Source organism: Streptomyces sp. NPDC088254, from assembly GCF_044740925.1.
Taxonomy (GTDB): domain Bacteria; phylum Actinomycetota; class Actinomycetes; order Streptomycetales; family Streptomycetaceae; genus Streptomyces.
In genome coordinates this window covers 1,262,765-1,279,148 of sequence record NZ_JBIURQ010000001.1, presented here as the reverse complement: position 1 = coordinate 1,279,148, position 16,384 = coordinate 1,262,765, and the positions used below count along the sequence as shown (strand labels likewise).

Below are 16,384 nucleotides of genomic sequence, written 5' to 3'. Positions count from 1 at the left end.
CCCTCAGTCGGGTGGGGCCGGGAGTGTTCGTCCGAGGTGGGCGAGGGGGGACAGGGCCATCAGGGTCGGTGACAGCAGCATGCCCGTCGCTGTCGCGAGGAGGCTCGTGCGCGTTTCCCATGTTTCCGCCAAGAGGCCGCCGAGCAATGAGCCGAGCGGCGTCAGCCCCATGCCCACGAAGGTGATCGTCGCGGCCGCCCGGCCTTGCATCCCGTCGGGAGTGAAGGTCTGCCGGACGGCCATCATCGTGACGTTCACCAACTGGCCGAAGGTTCCGAAGACGAAGTTGATCGCAAGGAGCGCGGCAACAGTCATCGCGGAGGAGCCGTGCAGGGCGGGCACCAGCAGGAACACGCCGTCGCCGAGCGCCGCCGCGGACACGAGAACAAGGCCGTGCCCGAAGCGGCTCGGCAGGCGGGCGGCCAGCAGGGAGCCCAGGAGCGCGCCCGGTCCCGCAGCCGCGAGGGCCAGGCCGACGCCGGTGCCCGACAAGTGCAAGTCCCGTGGCAAGAACAGCAGGTAGACGGTCATCGCAGCCGCGAAGAAGAACTGGAAGGCGGCCGACGCCAGGCACACGGTCCGCAGCGTCGCGTCACCGGCGACGAAGCGGAGGCCGGCGTGGATCCGCCGCCAGACCCGAGCAGGACGCTCCGAGCGTTCCAAGTGGCCTGCGCTGCCTGGGCGTTGCGGGATGTACTCGGGGCGGCGGATCCTTCGGATCGACAGGAACGACCACGCGAAGAACACGGCGCCGGAGGCTGCGGCGATCGGTGCCGACAGCGTGGACACCAACACGCCGCCGAGAGCGGGTCCGCCGATCTGCGCGGCGGATCGGCTGCCCTCAAGTGCACTGTTGGCCCAGACCAGTTGATCGCGTGCCACCAGCCGTACCAGTGACGCCTGGTAGGCGACGTCGAAGAACACGGACAGCGCGCCGACCGCGAAGGCTGCCACCACAAGCGCCGGCAGCCCGAGTCCACCGAGGAGACCGGCCACGGCGACGGCGCCCAGTGCCAGAGCCCTTCCCGTGTCGGTCAGCACCATGATCGTGCGGGTCCGCCGAGTGTCGACCCACGCGCCGACGAAGAGCGACAGCAGCAGGATCGGCGCCTGCCCCACCGCGCGCAGGACACCCAACTCGCCGGCTCCGACGTCGAGCATCAGGACGGCGAAAAGGGGCAGGATCACCAGGCAGGTGTGTTCGCCCAGTTGGGAGACCGTCTGGCCCACCCAGAGTCGGAGGAAGTCACGGTCCCGCCACAGGCCGGGCGCGGCAGGCCCGCCGGAGTCGGGCACAGCGGAGGAACCGGGGTCGGACGCAGCGGGACAGGAGGACGACACAAGGGACCCCTCGGGGATCGTCGAAGACGAGTCCCGCCGCCCGGTGCACGCGGAGGCGCGCCGACTGTTTCAGGCAGCGGAAAGGAAAGGCTCGCTGTGCCGCACATCAAGGGCAGCACGCGATGACAAGCGGTTCACGGCCGCGAACGTCAACGCGTGCTCTTACGACCGACCATGTCTTCGCTCCTCCTGAAGTCACTCTACGAGACATCGGACCCCGAGCCGTCCCGAACTCCCAGGGGGATCGGGGACGTTGGGACGATGGGACGATGGGACGATGACAGCGGAAACAAGCGAGATCGTTCTGAGCAAGCAGGACCTTCGTGAGGTCGCCGCGTTCGCCGCAGCGTGTGCCGAGGGGGTGCTCGACATATTCGAGGCCGATCAGCCGGGCGACTCACGGCCCCGAGAAGCTGTCACCGCCGCGTGGGAGTTCGCCCGGGGCGGCGAACGTGGCAAGGCTCTGCGCGACACGGCGTCGGCGGCCCTCAAGGCGGCCAGGAGCGTGGACACGGCGGCCGCGCGCGAGGCCGCTTGGGCGGCGATGTCCGCGGCGGCCGCCGCCTATCTGCACCCGTTGGCCAAGGCCACCCAGGTCAAGCACATCCTCGGAGCCGGCGCCCACGCGGCGAGAGCGGCCGAACTCGTCGCCGGCGACGATCACAGCGTCGCAGCCGGGCACCTCGAGCAGGCAGTGCGTCATGCGACGCCTGTCGTGGTGGACGTGCTCACGCGCTTCCCCTCGGCGCCGGGCGGCGGCGGACGGGTCGGTGAGTTGATCCGCATGCTGGACGCCGACCTCCGTGCACTCAGGCACGGTCCCCCGTCAGGCGCAGCGTAGCGAGGGCCGCCAGGCCCGCGAGCGTGCCGAAGGTGAGGGCGGCCGGGGTGCCGTTGCCGAGGGCGGAGAAGAGGTGGGTCGGGCCCCAGACGGCGACCGTGTCGTCCATCGTCATGTGCAGCACCTGGCTGGCGAACAGTCCCAGTACGGTGGCGCAGATCGCGCCCACCGCCATCGCCGGGGCGGTGGTGCGGGTGAGCAGTCCGGGCAGCAGCCGTAGCGCCCACCACACCACCGCCAGCGTGACCACGTCGGCGGCGCGGTGGAGGAGCCAGTCGCCGAGGGGGGCGGTCGACGGGCCCGCCCAGCCGCCGAGGAGCAGCCACTGGCGCAGCAGGTCCCCGGGCTCGGACAGCAGCCCCGCGCCGCTGAACGAGGTCTGGATCCACTCCGCGACGGAATCGTAGGACAGGACGATCAGGGACAGCGCGATCACGCCGGTTCCGACGCTCGCGGCCAGACGGGCGGCACGCGGTGGCACGCTCCGGCGGGGCGCCGGCTCCGTCCCCTTGACGGCGGCACGCGCCACGAGCACCGTGACGCCGGCGGTCACCAGCGCCGCGAACACCACGACCGGCCCGCTCGACGCGACCACCCCGGCCAGTTGCGGCAGGATCCGGTAACTGCCACGCCCTCCCGACGCGATCAGCCACGGCGCGGAGACCGTGACGGCCAGCGTTCCGGCGACCGGGCCCCACGCCCACAGCGCGAGCAGCGTGGCCGGGGTGCGGCCCTGCGTGGGCGGGATCCGGCGGGCCAGGAGCAGTGCGCCGGCGACGAAGAACGCGAAGACCGCGAAGAACCTGATCTGCATGGCCGTGTGGTAGAGGTCGGAGTACTGGCCGGCCGTGCTCACGGCCGGGTCGCCCGCCGGTGCGCCGAACAGTTCCGTAGGGGGGTCGTACGACCACGGGGCGAGCCATCTCCGGAGTTCCGACGCGGACTCGATGCTGAACACGGTTGACGCGCCGCGCAGTTGGAGTGCTTGTGTGCTCGCGCCCGCCCACCACAGCAGCAGCGTCATCAGCACTCCCCCGGCCAGTGCCGGTATCACCGCGCGTCGATACGTCATGTGTCTGTCCCCCGCCTCGGCCCGGCCTCGGTGGCCGTTGATCGTCGATCAACCGAAGAGTAGGTGAAGGGGTCTCCGGAGTGCGCACCCGTTTCGATGGAGAAACAGAGCCCGATGCCCGCCAGATCGGTGAAGAAACCAGGGAAATTCGTTGTGTGTTCTTCTATTTGCCGGGCACCAGAAGCGTCGGAGGTTGATAACTATGGTTCCTTTGCTTCTCGTTCTTCTGCTGGCTCTGATCCTCTTCGGCGCGGGCTTCGCGCTGAAGGCTCTTTGGTGGATCGCCGTCATCGTGCTGGTCGTCTGGCTGCTGGGCTTCGTGGTGCGCACCGCGGACTCGGGCGGGCGCAAGGGTCGTTGGTATCGCTGGTAGCCGACCCGCCGATTGACGAGCCTGTGGGCCCCGGGAACATCCGGGGCCCACAGTCTCGTCTTGTGTCAGGGGCCCAGGTGCACCATGGCCGCGCGGACGAGTATCGCTTCGGGAAAGGGGACGGTTGACCCGCGGTCCGGTACCGCAACCTCGACCGCAACTGGGAGCTGACCGCGCCCTGGGACGGCGCAGCCGTCACCCCGCCCGCCCTCTACGTGTACGGCGACCGAGATCCCGTGCCCGCTTTCCCTGGCACGCCCGAGTTCATCGCGACCCTCGCCGACCGCATGCCCAATCTGCACCGTCCGCCCGCCGAGCCGGCCGGTTGCGGGCACTGGCCCCAGCAGGAACGGCCCGACGAGGTGAACGCGGCCCTCGTCGACTTCCTGCGTGCCTGTTCCTGATCCGGTCCGTTCCCGGCGGGACGCCGCCTTCCTCAGCCGGCGGGGGTTCCGGGCCGCGGCGGGGGTTTCACCAGGCCGCTCCGGTAGGCGATCACGACGAGCTGGGCGCGGTCGCGGGCGTGGAGCTTGGTCATGGACCGCTGGATGTGGCTGCGGACGGTCAGCGGGCTCAGGACGAGCCGGTCGGCGATCTCCGTGTTGGACATGCCGTGCGCGGCGAGGGCCGTCACCTCGCGTTCGCGGTCGGTCAGGGCTTTGAGGGCCTCGGGGAGGGTGAGGAAGCCGTCGGTGTCCGGGGTGGCCAGGAAGCGGGTGATGAGCGCTCGGGTGGCGGCGGGTGAGAGGAGGGAGTCGCCGGCCGCGACGGTGCGGATGCTCGACAGCAGTTCCTCTGGGCGGACTCCCTTGCCGAGGAAGCCGCTCGCGCCGGCGCGCAGGGCCTTGGCGACGTTCTCGTCGTTCTCGAACGTGGTGAGGATGAGGATGTGGGTGTCCGACAGCTCCGGCCGGGCGCAGATGCCGGCGGTGGCCGCGACTCCGTCGAGGTGGGGCATGCGGATGTCCATGAGGACCACGTCGGGGCGGTGCGCGGCGGTGAGTTCGACGGCTTCGCGTCCGTCGGCGGCCTCCGCGACCACGGTCATGTCGTCGACGGAGTCGATGAGGATGCGGAAGGTGGCCCGCAGCAGGGTCTGGTCGTCGGCGAGAAGGACGCGAACAGTCATGGGGCGGGGCTTTCGTCGTTTCCGGGGAGCGCGGGACCGTCGCCGCCGGTGAGGGGCAGGGTGCAGGCGACTTCGAAGCCGCCCTGCGGCCGGTGGCCGGCCTGGAAGGTGCCGCCCGCTGCCGTCGCGCGTTCGCGCATGCCGAGGAGGCCGAAACCGCCGCCGGCGGAGCGGCGTCGGGCCGCGGGCCGGCCGGGCGGGGTGTCGTTGGTGACGGTGAGGGTCAGGCAGCGGCGGGTGTAGGCGAGGCGGAGGTGTGCGGTGCGGGTGGCGGCGTGCTTGCTGACGTTGGTGAGTGCTTCCTGGAGGATCCGGTAGGCCGTGAGGTCGAGCACGGGGGTGAGCGGGTGCGGCCTGCCGTCGGTGGTGACGGTCACCTCCAGTCCGGCCGCCGCGCAGGCGGCGACCAGGTCGGGCACCTGCTCCAGGCCCGGCGCGGGGACCAGTTCGTCGCCGGGGTCGCTGTCGTGGCGCAGTAGTCCCACCGTGGCCTTGAGTTCGCGCAGGGCCGCCGCCGTCGACTCGGGCAGCCTGGCGACGATCTCGAAGGCCTTCTCGGGGTCGGTGCGGGAGAGGTGGGCGGCGGCGCCGGCCTGGGCGTCGGCCAGGGTCAGATGGTGGGCGACGACGTCGTGGAGTTCCCGTGCGATGCGCATGCGTTCCTGGACGACCCGGTGTCGTGCCTCCTCCTCGCGTTCACGGGCGGCGTGCTCGGCGCGGGCGACGGCGTACTCGCGGCGTACGCGGACGTAGGCGCCGAGGGCGGCCGACAGCAGCACCCAGGCCGCCGGGTTGACGACGACGAGCACGACGGAGTCGTGGTAGGAGCCGAGGGACAGGCCGGCGACGATCATGCCGGCGGTGGCCGCGGCGGCCGCGTTCCAGCTGGTGCGGCGAGCGGTGCGCACGCTGACGGCGTATTGGGCGGCGAGGAGCGGGAGCATCGTCCCGGGCGTCAGGAGGTAGCCGAGGACGCCCTGCGCCATCACGCACACGAGGGTGACGGCGAGGACGGGGAGGGGGTGCTCGCGGCGCCGGAGGAGGGCGGCGCAGGCCGCGACGGCGAGGGCGACGCCGGGCCACAGGGCGGGCGCCACGGGCATCAGCACCCGGGTGAGGAGGGCGCTGACGACGGTGGCGGCCGGCAGCAGGACCGAGGCGGCGACTGCGACGGCTGTGGACCGGGTGGCTGTCCTGCGCTGCCAGTGTGTGCTCATCACGCTCCGAGACGGTTCCCAGGGCAGGGTACCGGTGCGTGCGGGAGCCGCGGCGCCGCGGTCGCCGGCGCCGCGGCCGAGGGGCGGGGTCCGCATCAGATGCGGGCCGGTTCCTGGCGCGTGTGCTCGCCGCCCGCCTGCCCGGTGTCGTGCGCGCCGGGCGCGGTGAGGCCGGCGCCCTCGACGTCGACGCGGGGCAGCAGCCGGTCGAGCGGGCCCGGCAGCCACCAGGCCCTGTCGCCGAGCAGGGCCAGGACGGCGGGCACCAGCGCCATCCGTACGACGAAGGCGTCGAACAGCACGGCGACGGCGAGCCCGAAGCCGATCGTCTTGATCATGGATTCGGCGGCGCCGATGAACCCGGAGAACACCGCGATCATGATGACCGCCGCGGCGGCGACGACCCGGGCGCTGTGCCGGAAGCCGGAGACGACCGCCTGGGGAGCCCGGTCGCCGTGGACGTACGCCTCCCTCATGCGCGCGACGAGGAACACCTCGTAGTCCATGGCCAGGCCGAACACGATGCCCACCAGGAAAATCGGCATCAGGCTCATGATCGGTCCGGGCTGCTCCACCCCGAGCAGGCCCGCGCCCCAGCCCCACTGGAACACGGCGACGACCGCGCCGAGCGCCGCCAGCACCGACAGCAGGAACCCGAAGGCCGCCTTGACCGGCACGAGCACGGAGCGGAACACCACCAGCAGCAGGATCAGGGCCAGCGCGATGATCACCGTCAGGTAGGGCACGAGGGCGTCCTTGAGGGCCTGCGCCACGTCGATGTTCATCGCGGTGCTGCCGGTGACCTCGAAGGTCGCTCCCGTGCGCTGTTCCAGAGCGGTGCGCTTCGAACGGATGGACTTCACCAGGTTCTTGGTGTCCTCGGTGTTCGGGCCGGCGCTCGGGACCGCGGAGAACAGCGCGGTGTCGCCGGCGGGGTTGAACCGCGCGGGAGAGACGGACACGATCCCGCGCGTGGCCCCGATCTCCTCGGCTATCTCGCCCGCCGCGGACTTGGGGTCCGCCGCGCCCTCGGCGTCGACCACGATCGTCAGCGGGCCGTTGAAGCCGGCGCCGAAGCCGTCCGCGAGCGCGTCGTATGCGCGTCGTTCGGTGGAGGAGACCGGCTTGGACTCGGCGCCCGGCATGCCCATCTCCAACCCTGAGACGGGCAGTGCGAGGACGCCCAGGCCCGCGACGCACAGGACGAGGACGGTCAGGGGGCGGCGGAGCACGAAACGGGCCCACCGGGAACCGGCGTTGTCGGTACCGCCGCCGGCCGCACCGTCAACCATGTTGCCCCGCTTGCGGGTTGCGCGGGAGAGCACGGCGTTCGGCCACATCCCGAGCAGGGCCGGGACCAGGGTCAGGGCGATGAGTACGGCGACCACCACGGCGGCCGCCGCGCACAGGCCCATCTTGGTCAGCATCGGCACGCCCACCACCGACAGGCCCGCCAGGGCGATGACGACGGTCAGACCGGCGAAGACCACGGCAGAGCCGGCGGTGCCGGCGGCGAGACCGGCCGCCTCACGCGGTTCGTGGCCGTTGGCGCGCTCCTCCCGGTAGCGGGAGACCACGAACAGGGCGTAGTCGATGCCGACGGCCAGCCCGAGCATCGAGGCCAGCGTGCCGGTGGTCATGGAGAGGCCGAAGACGCTGCCCAGGGCCATGATCGCGGCCATGCTGACGCCGACGCCCACGACGGCGGTGAGCAGCGGCAGGCCGGCGGCCGCGAGCGATCCGAACGTGATCAGCAGGACGACGGCGGCCAGGGCGATGCCGATGGCCTCGGCGGAGCCGCCCGCCTCCGGCTGCTCGGCGAGCGCGTCACCGCCGACCTCGACGGTGAGGCCGCCGTCACGGACCTCGTCGACGGCCGTCTCCAGCGACGACTTGTCGGCGTCGGTGAGATCGCCTGCTTTCACCTTGAAGTTGACCGTGGCGTAGGCGATGGAGCCGTCCTCGCTCACCGCACCCGCCTTGAACGGGCTTACGGCACCGGCGACTTGGGGTTCGCCGGCGGCCTTGTCCACGAGCGCGTCGATGGCGGCGCGATGACCGGGCGCGGTCACCTTCTCGCCGCCTGGGGCGACGAACACCAGGCGCGCGGAGGCGCCCTTGGCGTCCGTGCCGGGGAAACGCTCCCCGATCAGGTCGAACGCCTTCTGCGCCTCGATGCCGGGCATGAAGGACGCGCCGTCGTCGGAGGCCGCGGGGGCCTTGGCGGCGCCGAGGCCGACGGCGCCGAGGACCACGGCCCACAACAGCGCTGTGAGCCAGCGCCGCCGAAAGGCGGTCCGGCCCAACCGGTAGAGGAAGGTAGCCACGAGAAACGGATCTCCAGGTCTGGTTCGGGTAGATCACCAGCCTGGCCGGGAGGGGGGCGTCGGGACATCGTGCCCGTGCTGGCAGTCCGGCTTGATGCCGCTGCACGAGGTGACCGGCTCGGGTCGTCCCTGAGGAGGAGTCGGGGGTACGACGTGGGGTGGACACCGGTCTGCGCGCCGGGCCGTCGCCTGCCGTGCGCGGGTGCGTCTGTGGCCCGCACGGGTCCGCGCGGGCCACAGGCGTCCGGTTCACGTCACCGGGCGCCGCGGACGGCCAGCAGGCCGCAGACGCCGGTCACGCTCTCACACTCGGCGTTTCCAGCGGCCAGCACGGTGCGGGTGCCGGGAACCCCTTCGACGTCGAAGACCGTGCTCCCCGCACTGGTCGAGGTGAGGTCCACCGGAAGCTCCTCGTCGGTCCAGGCGTGGCCGTCCCAGCGGGAGAACAGCGTGTGGCTGCTGCCCCGGGGCGCCCAGCCGGCGACCCACACGTTCCCCGATCCGTCCACGCCCGCGGCGTTCACCTCGTCGACGCCGGGGACCGGGGTCGGCTGCCACGCGCGGCCGTCCCACCGCGTGGACAGCACCCCGGTGGGCACCTGCGGGTCGTTGGTCTTGCCGAGCACGTGGACCGTTCCGCGCCGGGTCGACACGATGTGGTTGGCCATCCAGCCGGGGCCGTACTCGTAGGGGACGGGGACCGTCCTGACCGTCCAGCGCCGGCCGTCGAAGCGGTAGAGCAGGGGTGTGGCGACTCCGCCCGCCTCGGTCAGGGCGCTCACCCACACGTCGTCGGGGCCGGTGCCGGCGACGCTGAGGGGCTGCACCGGCTTGCCGTCCGGCGCCGGGGGCAGCTTGGTGCGGCTCCATCCGCGGCCGTCCCAGTGCTCCAGTTGCCCGGCGTACGCCTTGTCCGGGTCGCCGGGGTCCGCCGTCGGGTTCCAGTCCATGGTGGTCAGCCACACGGAGTCGGTGCTCACCGACTTCAGTTCCAGGACGAAACGGATCCAGCCGTCGGCGGGCGCCGGACGCGGCACGGCTTTCCAGCGGGTGCCGTTCCAGTGCTGGAGCACGATCGCGCCGTTCGCCTCGGGAAGCGCGGCGCCCTTGCGGAGCCGGTCCGCCAGGTCGTCCGGCAGTCGGTCCAGGAGCGTGTCCGGGAGCCTGGCGGCGGTGCGGCCCTGCGGTGTGCGACCGGCCTCCGGGGAGGCGGTGCGGGCTGCGATGTCGGTGTACGTCCCGGTCGCCCAGACGTCGTCGGGGGCCGAGGCCGCCACCGCCTCCCACTGCGCGGGTCTGCCGCCCGTGCCCGCAGGCGGGACGTCGCTCCACCGGGTGCCGTCCCAGTGCTTGACCACCGGTGCCGTGGCCGAAGACTCGTCCGTCTTCCTGCCGACGGCCCACGCGTCGGTCCGGCCGGTCGCGGTGACGTCGTAGAAGTCGGTCGACCCGGCTCCGGACAGTGGCAGCGCCAGTTGCCAGGGCGTGTTCCGCTGGTCGGCCGGTGCGGAAGTCCGCGCGTGCGCCTGCGCGGCATTCGGGGTGAGGGCGAGGAGGCAGGCCGCGACCGCGGTGGCCACGCGGGTGGCGGGTGAGGCCGAGCCTCGAAAGGGTGTCGTCATCTGCTTCTGTGCTCCTGTCGGGTCGCGTGGTCTCGACGAGGGCGTCCCGCCGGGTGACGGGCGCTCAGCGCCGGGCGGTGTCCGGCACCGTGATCTGACTGTCGCCCCAGCTCATCCGGGTCGTCGCCGAGTAGTTCACCGTCGTGCCGACGCCGAGGCCCGCCCCCAGGGCCCTGGCCGACGGTTCGATCAGCACGAGCTGCTCGCAGAGCATCGCGCCGGTGGACGGGTCCACGACCAGCCGCTGCTCCACGCTCCCCAGCGGGGTCCGTGACGTGCCCGGGAACGCGACTCCGACGCCCACGCGGCCCAGCGGGTCGGTGACCCGGCCCAGCCCCCGCACACCGGGCAGTTCCGCCATCACCCGGTACGCGGCCGCCCGGACCGCGGGCGTCACCGGCATCGTGATGAGGTCGGCCGCCTGGCGCAGCACGTGGGCGGTGGGGCTCCCGCCGGCGTCCGCGCCGCTGTCCTGCCCGGGCAGGCTCGCCAACCGCCGACGCAACTCGCCTACTTCGGAAGGCAGTTCACGCAGATCCTGGTAGGAGACATTGCGGGGGCCGAGGGCGTAGATCTTGTCGTCGGCGTCCGTCCGCATGACCATCGGCCGCAGCGGTCCCATCGTGTGTCCCAGCGTGCCCGCGCCCGCTTCCTCCGTGGCCGCGGCCTGCACCCTGCGGGGCGAGCCCGCCGCCCGCCAGCGCGTCTCGTCCGCCTCGGTGCGGGGGGCGGTCACGCCGTCCAGACCGGAGATCATCAGACTCCGGGTCCCCGGCCGCACCCCCACCGACCACTCGCCGGTCGACGTGGTGCGGACGGCGAACGACTCGCCCCGCTCCCCCACGACGTCCACGTCCTCCGAGCGCGTGGTGGTCTGCCAGTACGTTCCCTCGGCGGCCGGCGCCTCCGCCTTCTTCGCCGCGCTGAGCAGTTGGAGGCGGACGTCACTTCGGCCGTCGGACGCCGACGAGCCCGGCCCCGCAGCGGCGGAGGACGACTGCGGGGGCGTGCCCGGGCGGCCTCCCGAAGGATCGCCGTCGAACGCGCCCACGACCACGGCGGAGGCCGCGACGGCCGCGAGGGCCGCCACGGTCCCGAACGGCCTGAACCCACCCCTGAGCCGCCCCGGTGCCAGGGAGCGCGGAGAGTGACCGACCGTCGCGGCGGCCAGGATGCGGGCCAGGTCCTCGCGTCGGCGCGGGGAGTCCGCCAGTACGGCGGGGTCCAGTTCGTCGGGCCGGGCATCCGCGAGAATCTTCATCACGTCGGGCCGCCGTGGCCGTTCGTGGGTGTTCTTCATGCGAGGACTCCTTTGCGATCGGTGCGGTGCGGGCTCTGCGCGGAGGGCGCGGGGTTCGTCCCGGGGGTGGGTGACGGCTTGTGCGCCGGGGCCGGTGCCGGTACGGATGCCGGTGCCGGTACGGATGCCGGTGCCGGTACGGATGCCGGTGCCGGTACGGATGCCGGTGTCGGCAGAGGTGCCGTGTCCGCCCTGTACGTCGGCTCCAGGGCCTTTTCCAGACGTCGGCGGGCCCGGTGCAGCCGGACGGTCAGCGTCGCGGTGGTGCAGCCGAGGACTTGTGCGGCCTGCTTGGCGCTCAGTCCGTGCCAGGCGATGAGCGTCAGCAGTTCCCGGTCGGCGTCGGACAGACTGGCCAGGGCCTGCAGCGCCGCGTCCCGGTCGGTCACGTCCGCCGCGACGTCGCCGACGTCCGTCCGGGCGCCGCTGCTGATGCGCTGCGCCTCGGCGACGGCGAGGGCGTACTGACGGCTGTCCCGGCGGCGCAGCTCGCGCACCAGGTTGCGCGCCACTCCCAGCAGCCAGGGCAGCGGGGGTTGGGAGATGTCCCGCACCCGCCGCCACGCCACCGTGAACGTCTCGCTGGTGATGTCCTCCCCCACCTGCCGTCCCACCAGGCTCGTGGCGTAGGCGAGGACGCGTGGATAGCACTCCTCGTAGACGTCCCGGAAACGTTGGGCATGTGTCATGCGCCGTCCCCTCATATCGGCTCTGTCACCTAGGAATGCGCGCGGCGGCGCACTTCTTACAGGGAGAGGGGTGATCCTGGCTGGCGGCTCGGGGACGGCGGCCAAGGATCGGGGCCGGCGGCTGGGGGACCGGGCAGAGAATCGGGAAAACGGCGCGGGCGGCGCTCGCGTGGTGTGCGCGGGCGCCGCCCGGGGCGACGTGAACGGCGAGGAAAGCGAAGGAACTTGTTTCTTGAAAGGAAGTGAGAAGGAAGCCCCTTCATGGCCTCGCCGCGGGTAACGCTAGCACTCAGGCGGGGATCACGTCGCGGAGGTTTTCGAGGGTGATGACCCTGGAGTCCGGGTGGAGCCCTTCGGGGCGTTCGAGACCGATGTAGGTGACGGGCTCGTCCGGGACCTGCCCGCCGTCCCACAGGTCGACTGTCGTGGTGGCGTCGGACATCAGCTCGACCAGGTGCCGCACGGTGAGCTGCTCGCGTTCCACGACGGCGCGCACGACCTTGGACACCGACACCTGGTTCTCCTCGACCCGGTTGGCCTCGGAGACGCCCCTCAGGTACAGGTGCAGCCACTTCGCGCGCCAGCGGCCGTCGTCCTCGCGCCGGAACACCAGCGGCAGCGCCACTCGGCCCACTCCGCGCAGCTCCGACTTCATGCGCACCGTGCGCGGCTCGAAGGGACGGCCCTTCTGCTCGCCGTCGCGGAGCATGAAGCCGAAGAACGACTCCTCCACGTCGTCGAAGCTCTCGCCGGCGTAGATGTTGACCTGGGGAGCGATGAAGGTGCTGCGTACGCGGTCCAGGGTCAGGTCGATGAACTCGGAGGCGCCGTCGGGTGCTTGGGTGACATCGCCCGAGTGTGTGCCCCCGACCGTCTTGAGGGAGGTGTAGGAGAGCCAGGAGTCGGTGCTGTAGTCGGAGTGCAGCAGCAGTGCCGAGAGATCGAAGTCGGTCCGGTGCTCGCTCTCCTTCCAGTACACGAAGAAGCGCAGCTTCTCGCCGTCGACCGCCGAGGTGGAGCCGCGCGGCAGGACGCCGAGCCCGGCCGCCGTCGCCCGGCCGCTCAGCGGGAGCGCCACGTCGAGGACGTCGGGGTCGAGCAGCAGCCGGCCCGGCGTCGGGAGGCGGCGGCGTGTCTCCGCGTCGAGGGCGGCGATCAGACGGTCGCGGTCGGCGGCCGGCACCGGCCGCCGGGAGTCAGGGGTGACCCAGGCGCGGCCGCGGCGGTTGACGAAGATGCGGGGCTCGGCGGTCTCCCGGTCCCGGTTGTGGAAGTGCTCGCGCACCGACAGCACGACCCGGCCGGACACTTCCGGCGCGACCTCGATCGCGGCGGCCACCACGGTGTCCCGTTCCTCCTGGTCGGCGGCGAGGCGCAGCAGGTGGTCGAGGGCGCGGAAGAGCTTGCCCGGCGCGGACTTGAGCAGCCGCACCGCGCCGAGCACGTCGGCGTCGTCGAGCAGCTTCTCGACGCGGCCGTCGAAGGACCGCGCCTCCTTCTCGCCCCGGGCCACGGCGAACACGTCGGCGGCGTGCGGCCAGCGCGGGTACTCGTGCGGGTGGAGGCGCTCGCCGAGCCGCTTGAAGGGCTCGCGGTGCAGGTGGACGTCGGCCAGCTTGGCGGGGTTCGCGGCGACCACGGTGTCGAGGCCGGCCAGCAGCGCGCGCCGGACCGGCCGGGGCAAGGCGCGGAACCGGGTGGGCTCCTGCAGGGTCACGTCGCCGCCCGACAGTGCGCAGGCGAGCCTCAGCACGTCGGTGACGGTGTCGAGCATGAGGTCCGCGCCGGCCTGCAACCGGGCCGCGTTGACGACCGCCCTGTTCTCCCGGACGGGGATCGACTCCGGCTGGGGACCGAGCGCGCACCGTCCGGCGAGGGTCGCGAGGTCGAGCAGGTCCTGGTCGCCGAGCGGGGTGATGCTGCCCGCCAACGTCAGGTAGAGACCGGTGAGTTCGTCGTCCAGGTCGCCGCCGAGGTGCAGTACGGTCACCCGGTCGCCCGCCGCGGCGATCAGCTCGTCCTGCGCCGCGAGCATCTCCTCGTAGGTGTGCTGGTAGCGGCCGTACGTGGGCAGGCTGAGCAGGTCGAGGACGCCGTGCGCGACCTGCGTCAGCACGTTCGCGCGCGACTTCTCGTCGGCCAGTGCCTTCGCGACGCACCGCATCCAGAACTCTTCGGTGTCCGGCACGTTGGCCGGGAAGTCGATGAAGTAGCTGTTGTGCCGGACGTGGTCGCCGACCATCTCCCGCACGGTGGTCAGCGTCCGCTTGGCGGTGTACAGGACCGCGGCCTCGGACAGCCCCGACAGTCGCTGCAGCAGCTCCGCCGAGAGCTTGAAGCCGACGGAGGTCAGTGCGGCGTCGAACTGCCGTGCGGCGGCGCTTCCTTGGCCGGCGGAGCCCTTGGGGGACGGAAGGCGGTGGGTGTGCCGGATGACCAGCGATTCGAGACTGTGCGCCATTCGTGGATGATCGCAGAGGTGTACGAGTCGGCGCACAGGGGTTTTTCCATCCGCTGACGCACTGTCAGGGCGGCCCGTGGGGCCAACGGGCCACTCTGTGCCTTTCGGTGGGTCACTCGAAAACCTGTGGAACGGCGCCGCTGTGCGGCACTACCGTGCTGCCGCACCTCCAAGTCGTCCAGTGAAAGGCCGGCCGTTGTACACCCTGTGAGATTTCCCGAGCGCTGATCTGTCGCGCGTCGCGCCCATCGTGCGCCGCGCTCCTTTCTGCTGCGGTCTTCTCACTGGAACCGGTGTACTTCTGTGCTCAACACCTGGGTGGTCATGCCCACCTGCCTTCCGCTCGTCATCCGCCGTTGCCACACGTGCGCGTCCGCGCGCTTCCGGGCGAGCGGCAAGTTCCGCGTCAACGCGAACCACAAGCTCCTCGACGCCTGGCTCCTCGTGCTCTGCACCGGGTGCGGGGTAACGGCGAAGCTGACGGTCCTGGAGCGGATGAACGTGCGCTCCTTGCGGCCCGAGCTTCTGGAGCGTATGCATGCCAACGACCTCGGCCTGACCGCCGAGGTGCTTCAGGACCCGGTCGTGCTGCGACGCAATCGCGTCGCCCTCGACTGGGACGACGCCTGGCGTCTCGACACCAGCGGAACGGATCACCTGGACCGCGAGGTGATCGACGTCTCGGTCCGCTTCACGGCGCGCATCCCCGTCCGGCCGGTTCGGCTCATCGCCGAAGGGTGCGGTCTGTCGCGGGCGGAGGTGGAGCGACTGATCGCGGAGGAGAAGCTCGTGTCGGCGGTCCGACTGCGGGGCAAGCTCGCCGGCGACTTCACCTTCAGACTGAAACGCTGAGCGCCGATTCCGCCTCGGTCGACAAAGCAGTGCTGCCCACCGGAGGCGATCCGGTGGGCAGCACGGTGCTCAGGCGTCCTGGGCGCCCTGCTCGAAGAAGGAGCCCTTCTTCAGCCTCTCGTAGGCGGGTTCGGCTCTCGCCATCCACGCATCCACGTCAGCCGCCATCGAGGGGAACCTCTCCCTGAGCGGTTCCGCCAGCTCGGCGATCGCCTCCCAGGAATCGGCCACGTACGTCTCGTTCTCCAAGCCGATCGCGACGGCCACGCGGAACTGGTCGTCCGACCTCAGCCACCGTTTGGCCACGGTGAGAACCACCTGACCCATCTCTACGCCAAAACTCGACGTCAACGACCGCGCAGCAGCGGTGGCAGCGGCGTACGACCGGGGGATCTTGGGCTGACCCGCGCCGGATGAGAACGGTGAGCCCCACCGGGTTGTACCCGGTTGGGCTTGTTTGGGCACGAGGCGGTGGGAGACGAGGACGCGCACGGCGCCCGCCGGACATGCCCGGCGGAGCCCCGCGCCACCCGGTCAGCCAGGCTGGCTGCTCACTTCCGGCCGTACGAAGCGCTGATACGACAATGCCCATACGTCGGTTTCACGGCGTACGCGCCTCATCGTCGACAGCGGGTCGTCGGCCCAGCTGCCGAGCAACGACTCGCAGGACGCTTGGCAGGACCGCTCGAAGTCGACGGCGCCCGCCGCGCTCTGCAACCCGCTTTCGAGGAAGCCGGCCACCTCGACGGCCCGTGAGGACAGCTCGTCGCGGGACACCGCTTCGCCGCGGGCCAACTGCCCGAGGGAAGCAGCCGCGAGGTCACGGAACCCAGTGACGAACTCCTCGGGCACCGTGAGAGCGGAAGCCCGCCGCACGAGCTCGTGGTTCGCCTGCTCCGCCGATCGCAGCAGCTCCTGGTTGATTTCGGATCCCCGCAGGTGCCGCCATACGGCGCGCACGCCGGCGTCCACGCGGTAGTACACGGCTTGAAGGCGTTCGTCGGGACACGCGACGAAGACGGCGCCCCCGATGCGAAGAGCCAGGGAGGCGCTGTACGCCAGGTCGGGCCCGTGGGGTGTTTCCTGCATGAGTGCTCCGTCCTTGGGGACTGACACAGCTGTGTGGGGCAGAGAAAGCCCCGCCCCACACAGCTTCAATC

14 protein-coding genes and 2 pseudogenes are annotated in these 16,384 nt (G+C 71.6%); 5 read left to right on the top strand and 11 right to left on the bottom strand.

All coding sequences use genetic code 11. The features are described from left to right. Window positions 1-3: 3 nt before the first annotated feature. On the bottom strand, window positions 4-1,263 hold the full coding sequence (locus ACIOC0_RS05500) for an MFS transporter (protein ID WP_402153230.1): 1,260 nt from the start codon (window positions 1,261-1,263) through the stop codon (window positions 4-6). Window positions 1,264-1,618: 355 nt separating this feature from the next. Here ACIOC0_RS05500 and ACIOC0_RS05495 point away from each other — a divergent pair, with 355 nt between their 5' ends. Beyond that, on the top strand, window positions 1,619-2,182 hold the full coding sequence (locus tag ACIOC0_RS05495; protein WP_402152694.1) for a putative immunity protein: 564 nt from the start codon (window positions 1,619-1,621) through the stop codon (window positions 2,180-2,182). On the opposite strand, the gene ACIOC0_RS05490 is transcribed toward ACIOC0_RS05495, so the two are convergent. Beyond that, window positions 2,151-3,254, bottom strand: coding sequence for a hypothetical protein (locus ACIOC0_RS05490; protein WP_402152692.1), 1,104 nt, complete (start codon window positions 3,252-3,254; stop codon window positions 2,151-2,153). The two genes, ACIOC0_RS05495 and ACIOC0_RS05490, sit on opposite strands and share 32 nt — an antisense overlap. 202 nt (window positions 3,255-3,456) lie before the next feature. On the opposite strand from ACIOC0_RS05490, the gene ACIOC0_RS05485 reads away from it, so the two are divergent. After that, on the top strand, window positions 3,457-3,627 hold the full coding sequence (locus tag ACIOC0_RS05485; protein ID WP_011113206.1) for a DUF5670 family protein: 171 nt from the start codon (window positions 3,457-3,459) through the stop codon (window positions 3,625-3,627). Window positions 3,628-3,767: 140 nt separating this feature from the next. Next, window positions 3,768-4,031: pseudogene (locus ACIOC0_RS05480) on the top strand (alpha/beta fold hydrolase); the annotation flags it as partial. A gap of 32 nt (window positions 4,032-4,063) precedes the next feature. Here ACIOC0_RS05480 and ACIOC0_RS05475 read toward each other — a convergent pair. The 7 genes from ACIOC0_RS05475 to ACIOC0_RS05445 form a co-directional block, all read right to left on the bottom strand. After that, window positions 4,064-4,756, bottom strand: a complete 693-nt coding sequence (locus ACIOC0_RS05475; RefSeq protein ID WP_402152690.1) for a response regulator — start codon at window positions 4,754-4,756, stop codon at window positions 4,064-4,066. Continuing rightward, on the bottom strand, window positions 4,753-5,973 hold the full coding sequence (locus ACIOC0_RS05470) for a sensor histidine kinase (protein WP_402152688.1): 1,221 nt from the start codon (window positions 5,971-5,973) through the stop codon (window positions 4,753-4,755). The genes ACIOC0_RS05475 and ACIOC0_RS05470 overlap by 4 nt, the downstream gene beginning before the upstream one ends. A gap of 95 nt (window positions 5,974-6,068) precedes the next feature. Next, the gene (locus ACIOC0_RS05465) at window positions 6,069-8,300 is read right to left on the bottom strand and encodes an MMPL family transporter (protein WP_402152686.1); all 2,232 of its coding nucleotides are present in this window, start codon (window positions 8,298-8,300) and stop codon (window positions 6,069-6,071) included. Between the two features lie 254 nt (window positions 8,301-8,554). Continuing rightward, entirely contained in the window at window positions 8,555-9,922 is a 1,368-nt protein-coding gene (locus ACIOC0_RS05460) for a hypothetical protein (protein ID WP_402152684.1), read from the bottom strand. A 64-nt stretch (window positions 9,923-9,986) separates the two neighbouring features. Further along, entirely contained in the window at window positions 9,987-11,222 is a 1,236-nt protein-coding gene (locus tag ACIOC0_RS05455) for a CU044_5270 family protein (RefSeq protein WP_402152682.1), read from the bottom strand. Continuing rightward, entirely contained in the window at window positions 11,219-11,911 is a 693-nt protein-coding gene (locus ACIOC0_RS05450; protein WP_402152680.1) for an RNA polymerase sigma factor, read from the bottom strand. The genes ACIOC0_RS05455 and ACIOC0_RS05450 overlap by 4 nt, the downstream gene beginning before the upstream one ends. 289 nt (window positions 11,912-12,200) lie before the next feature. Next, on the bottom strand, window positions 12,201-14,372 hold the full coding sequence (locus tag ACIOC0_RS05445) for a TerD family protein (RefSeq protein ID WP_402152678.1): 2,172 nt from the start codon (window positions 14,370-14,372) through the stop codon (window positions 12,201-12,203). A 303-nt stretch (window positions 14,373-14,675) separates the two neighbouring features. Between ACIOC0_RS05445 and ACIOC0_RS05440 the strand changes: the two genes are divergently transcribed. Beyond that, the gene (locus tag ACIOC0_RS05440; RefSeq protein WP_402152676.1) at window positions 14,676-15,224 is read left to right on the top strand and encodes a DUF1062 domain-containing protein; all 549 of its coding nucleotides are present in this window, start codon (window positions 14,676-14,678) and stop codon (window positions 15,222-15,224) included. A 69-nt stretch (window positions 15,225-15,293) separates the two neighbouring features. On the opposite strand, the gene ACIOC0_RS05435 is transcribed toward ACIOC0_RS05440, so the two are convergent. After that, a complete protein-coding gene (locus ACIOC0_RS05435; protein ID WP_402152674.1) occupies window positions 15,294-15,530 on the bottom strand; it encodes a hypothetical protein in 237 nt (78 codons plus the stop codon). On the opposite strand from ACIOC0_RS05435, the pseudogene ACIOC0_RS05430 reads away from it, so the two are divergent. Then, window positions 15,520-15,627: pseudogene (locus ACIOC0_RS05430) on the top strand (DNA-binding response regulator); the annotation flags it as partial. The gene ACIOC0_RS05435 and the pseudogene ACIOC0_RS05430 overlap by 11 nt on opposite strands. 131 nt (window positions 15,628-15,758) lie before the next feature. Here the strand turns inward: ACIOC0_RS05430 and ACIOC0_RS05425 are convergent. Continuing rightward, window positions 15,759-16,313 (bottom strand): hypothetical protein, encoded by a 555-nt coding sequence (locus ACIOC0_RS05425; RefSeq protein ID WP_402152672.1) that lies wholly within the window; start codon window positions 16,311-16,313, stop codon window positions 15,759-15,761. Between the last annotated feature and the right edge of the window lie 71 nt (window positions 16,314-16,384).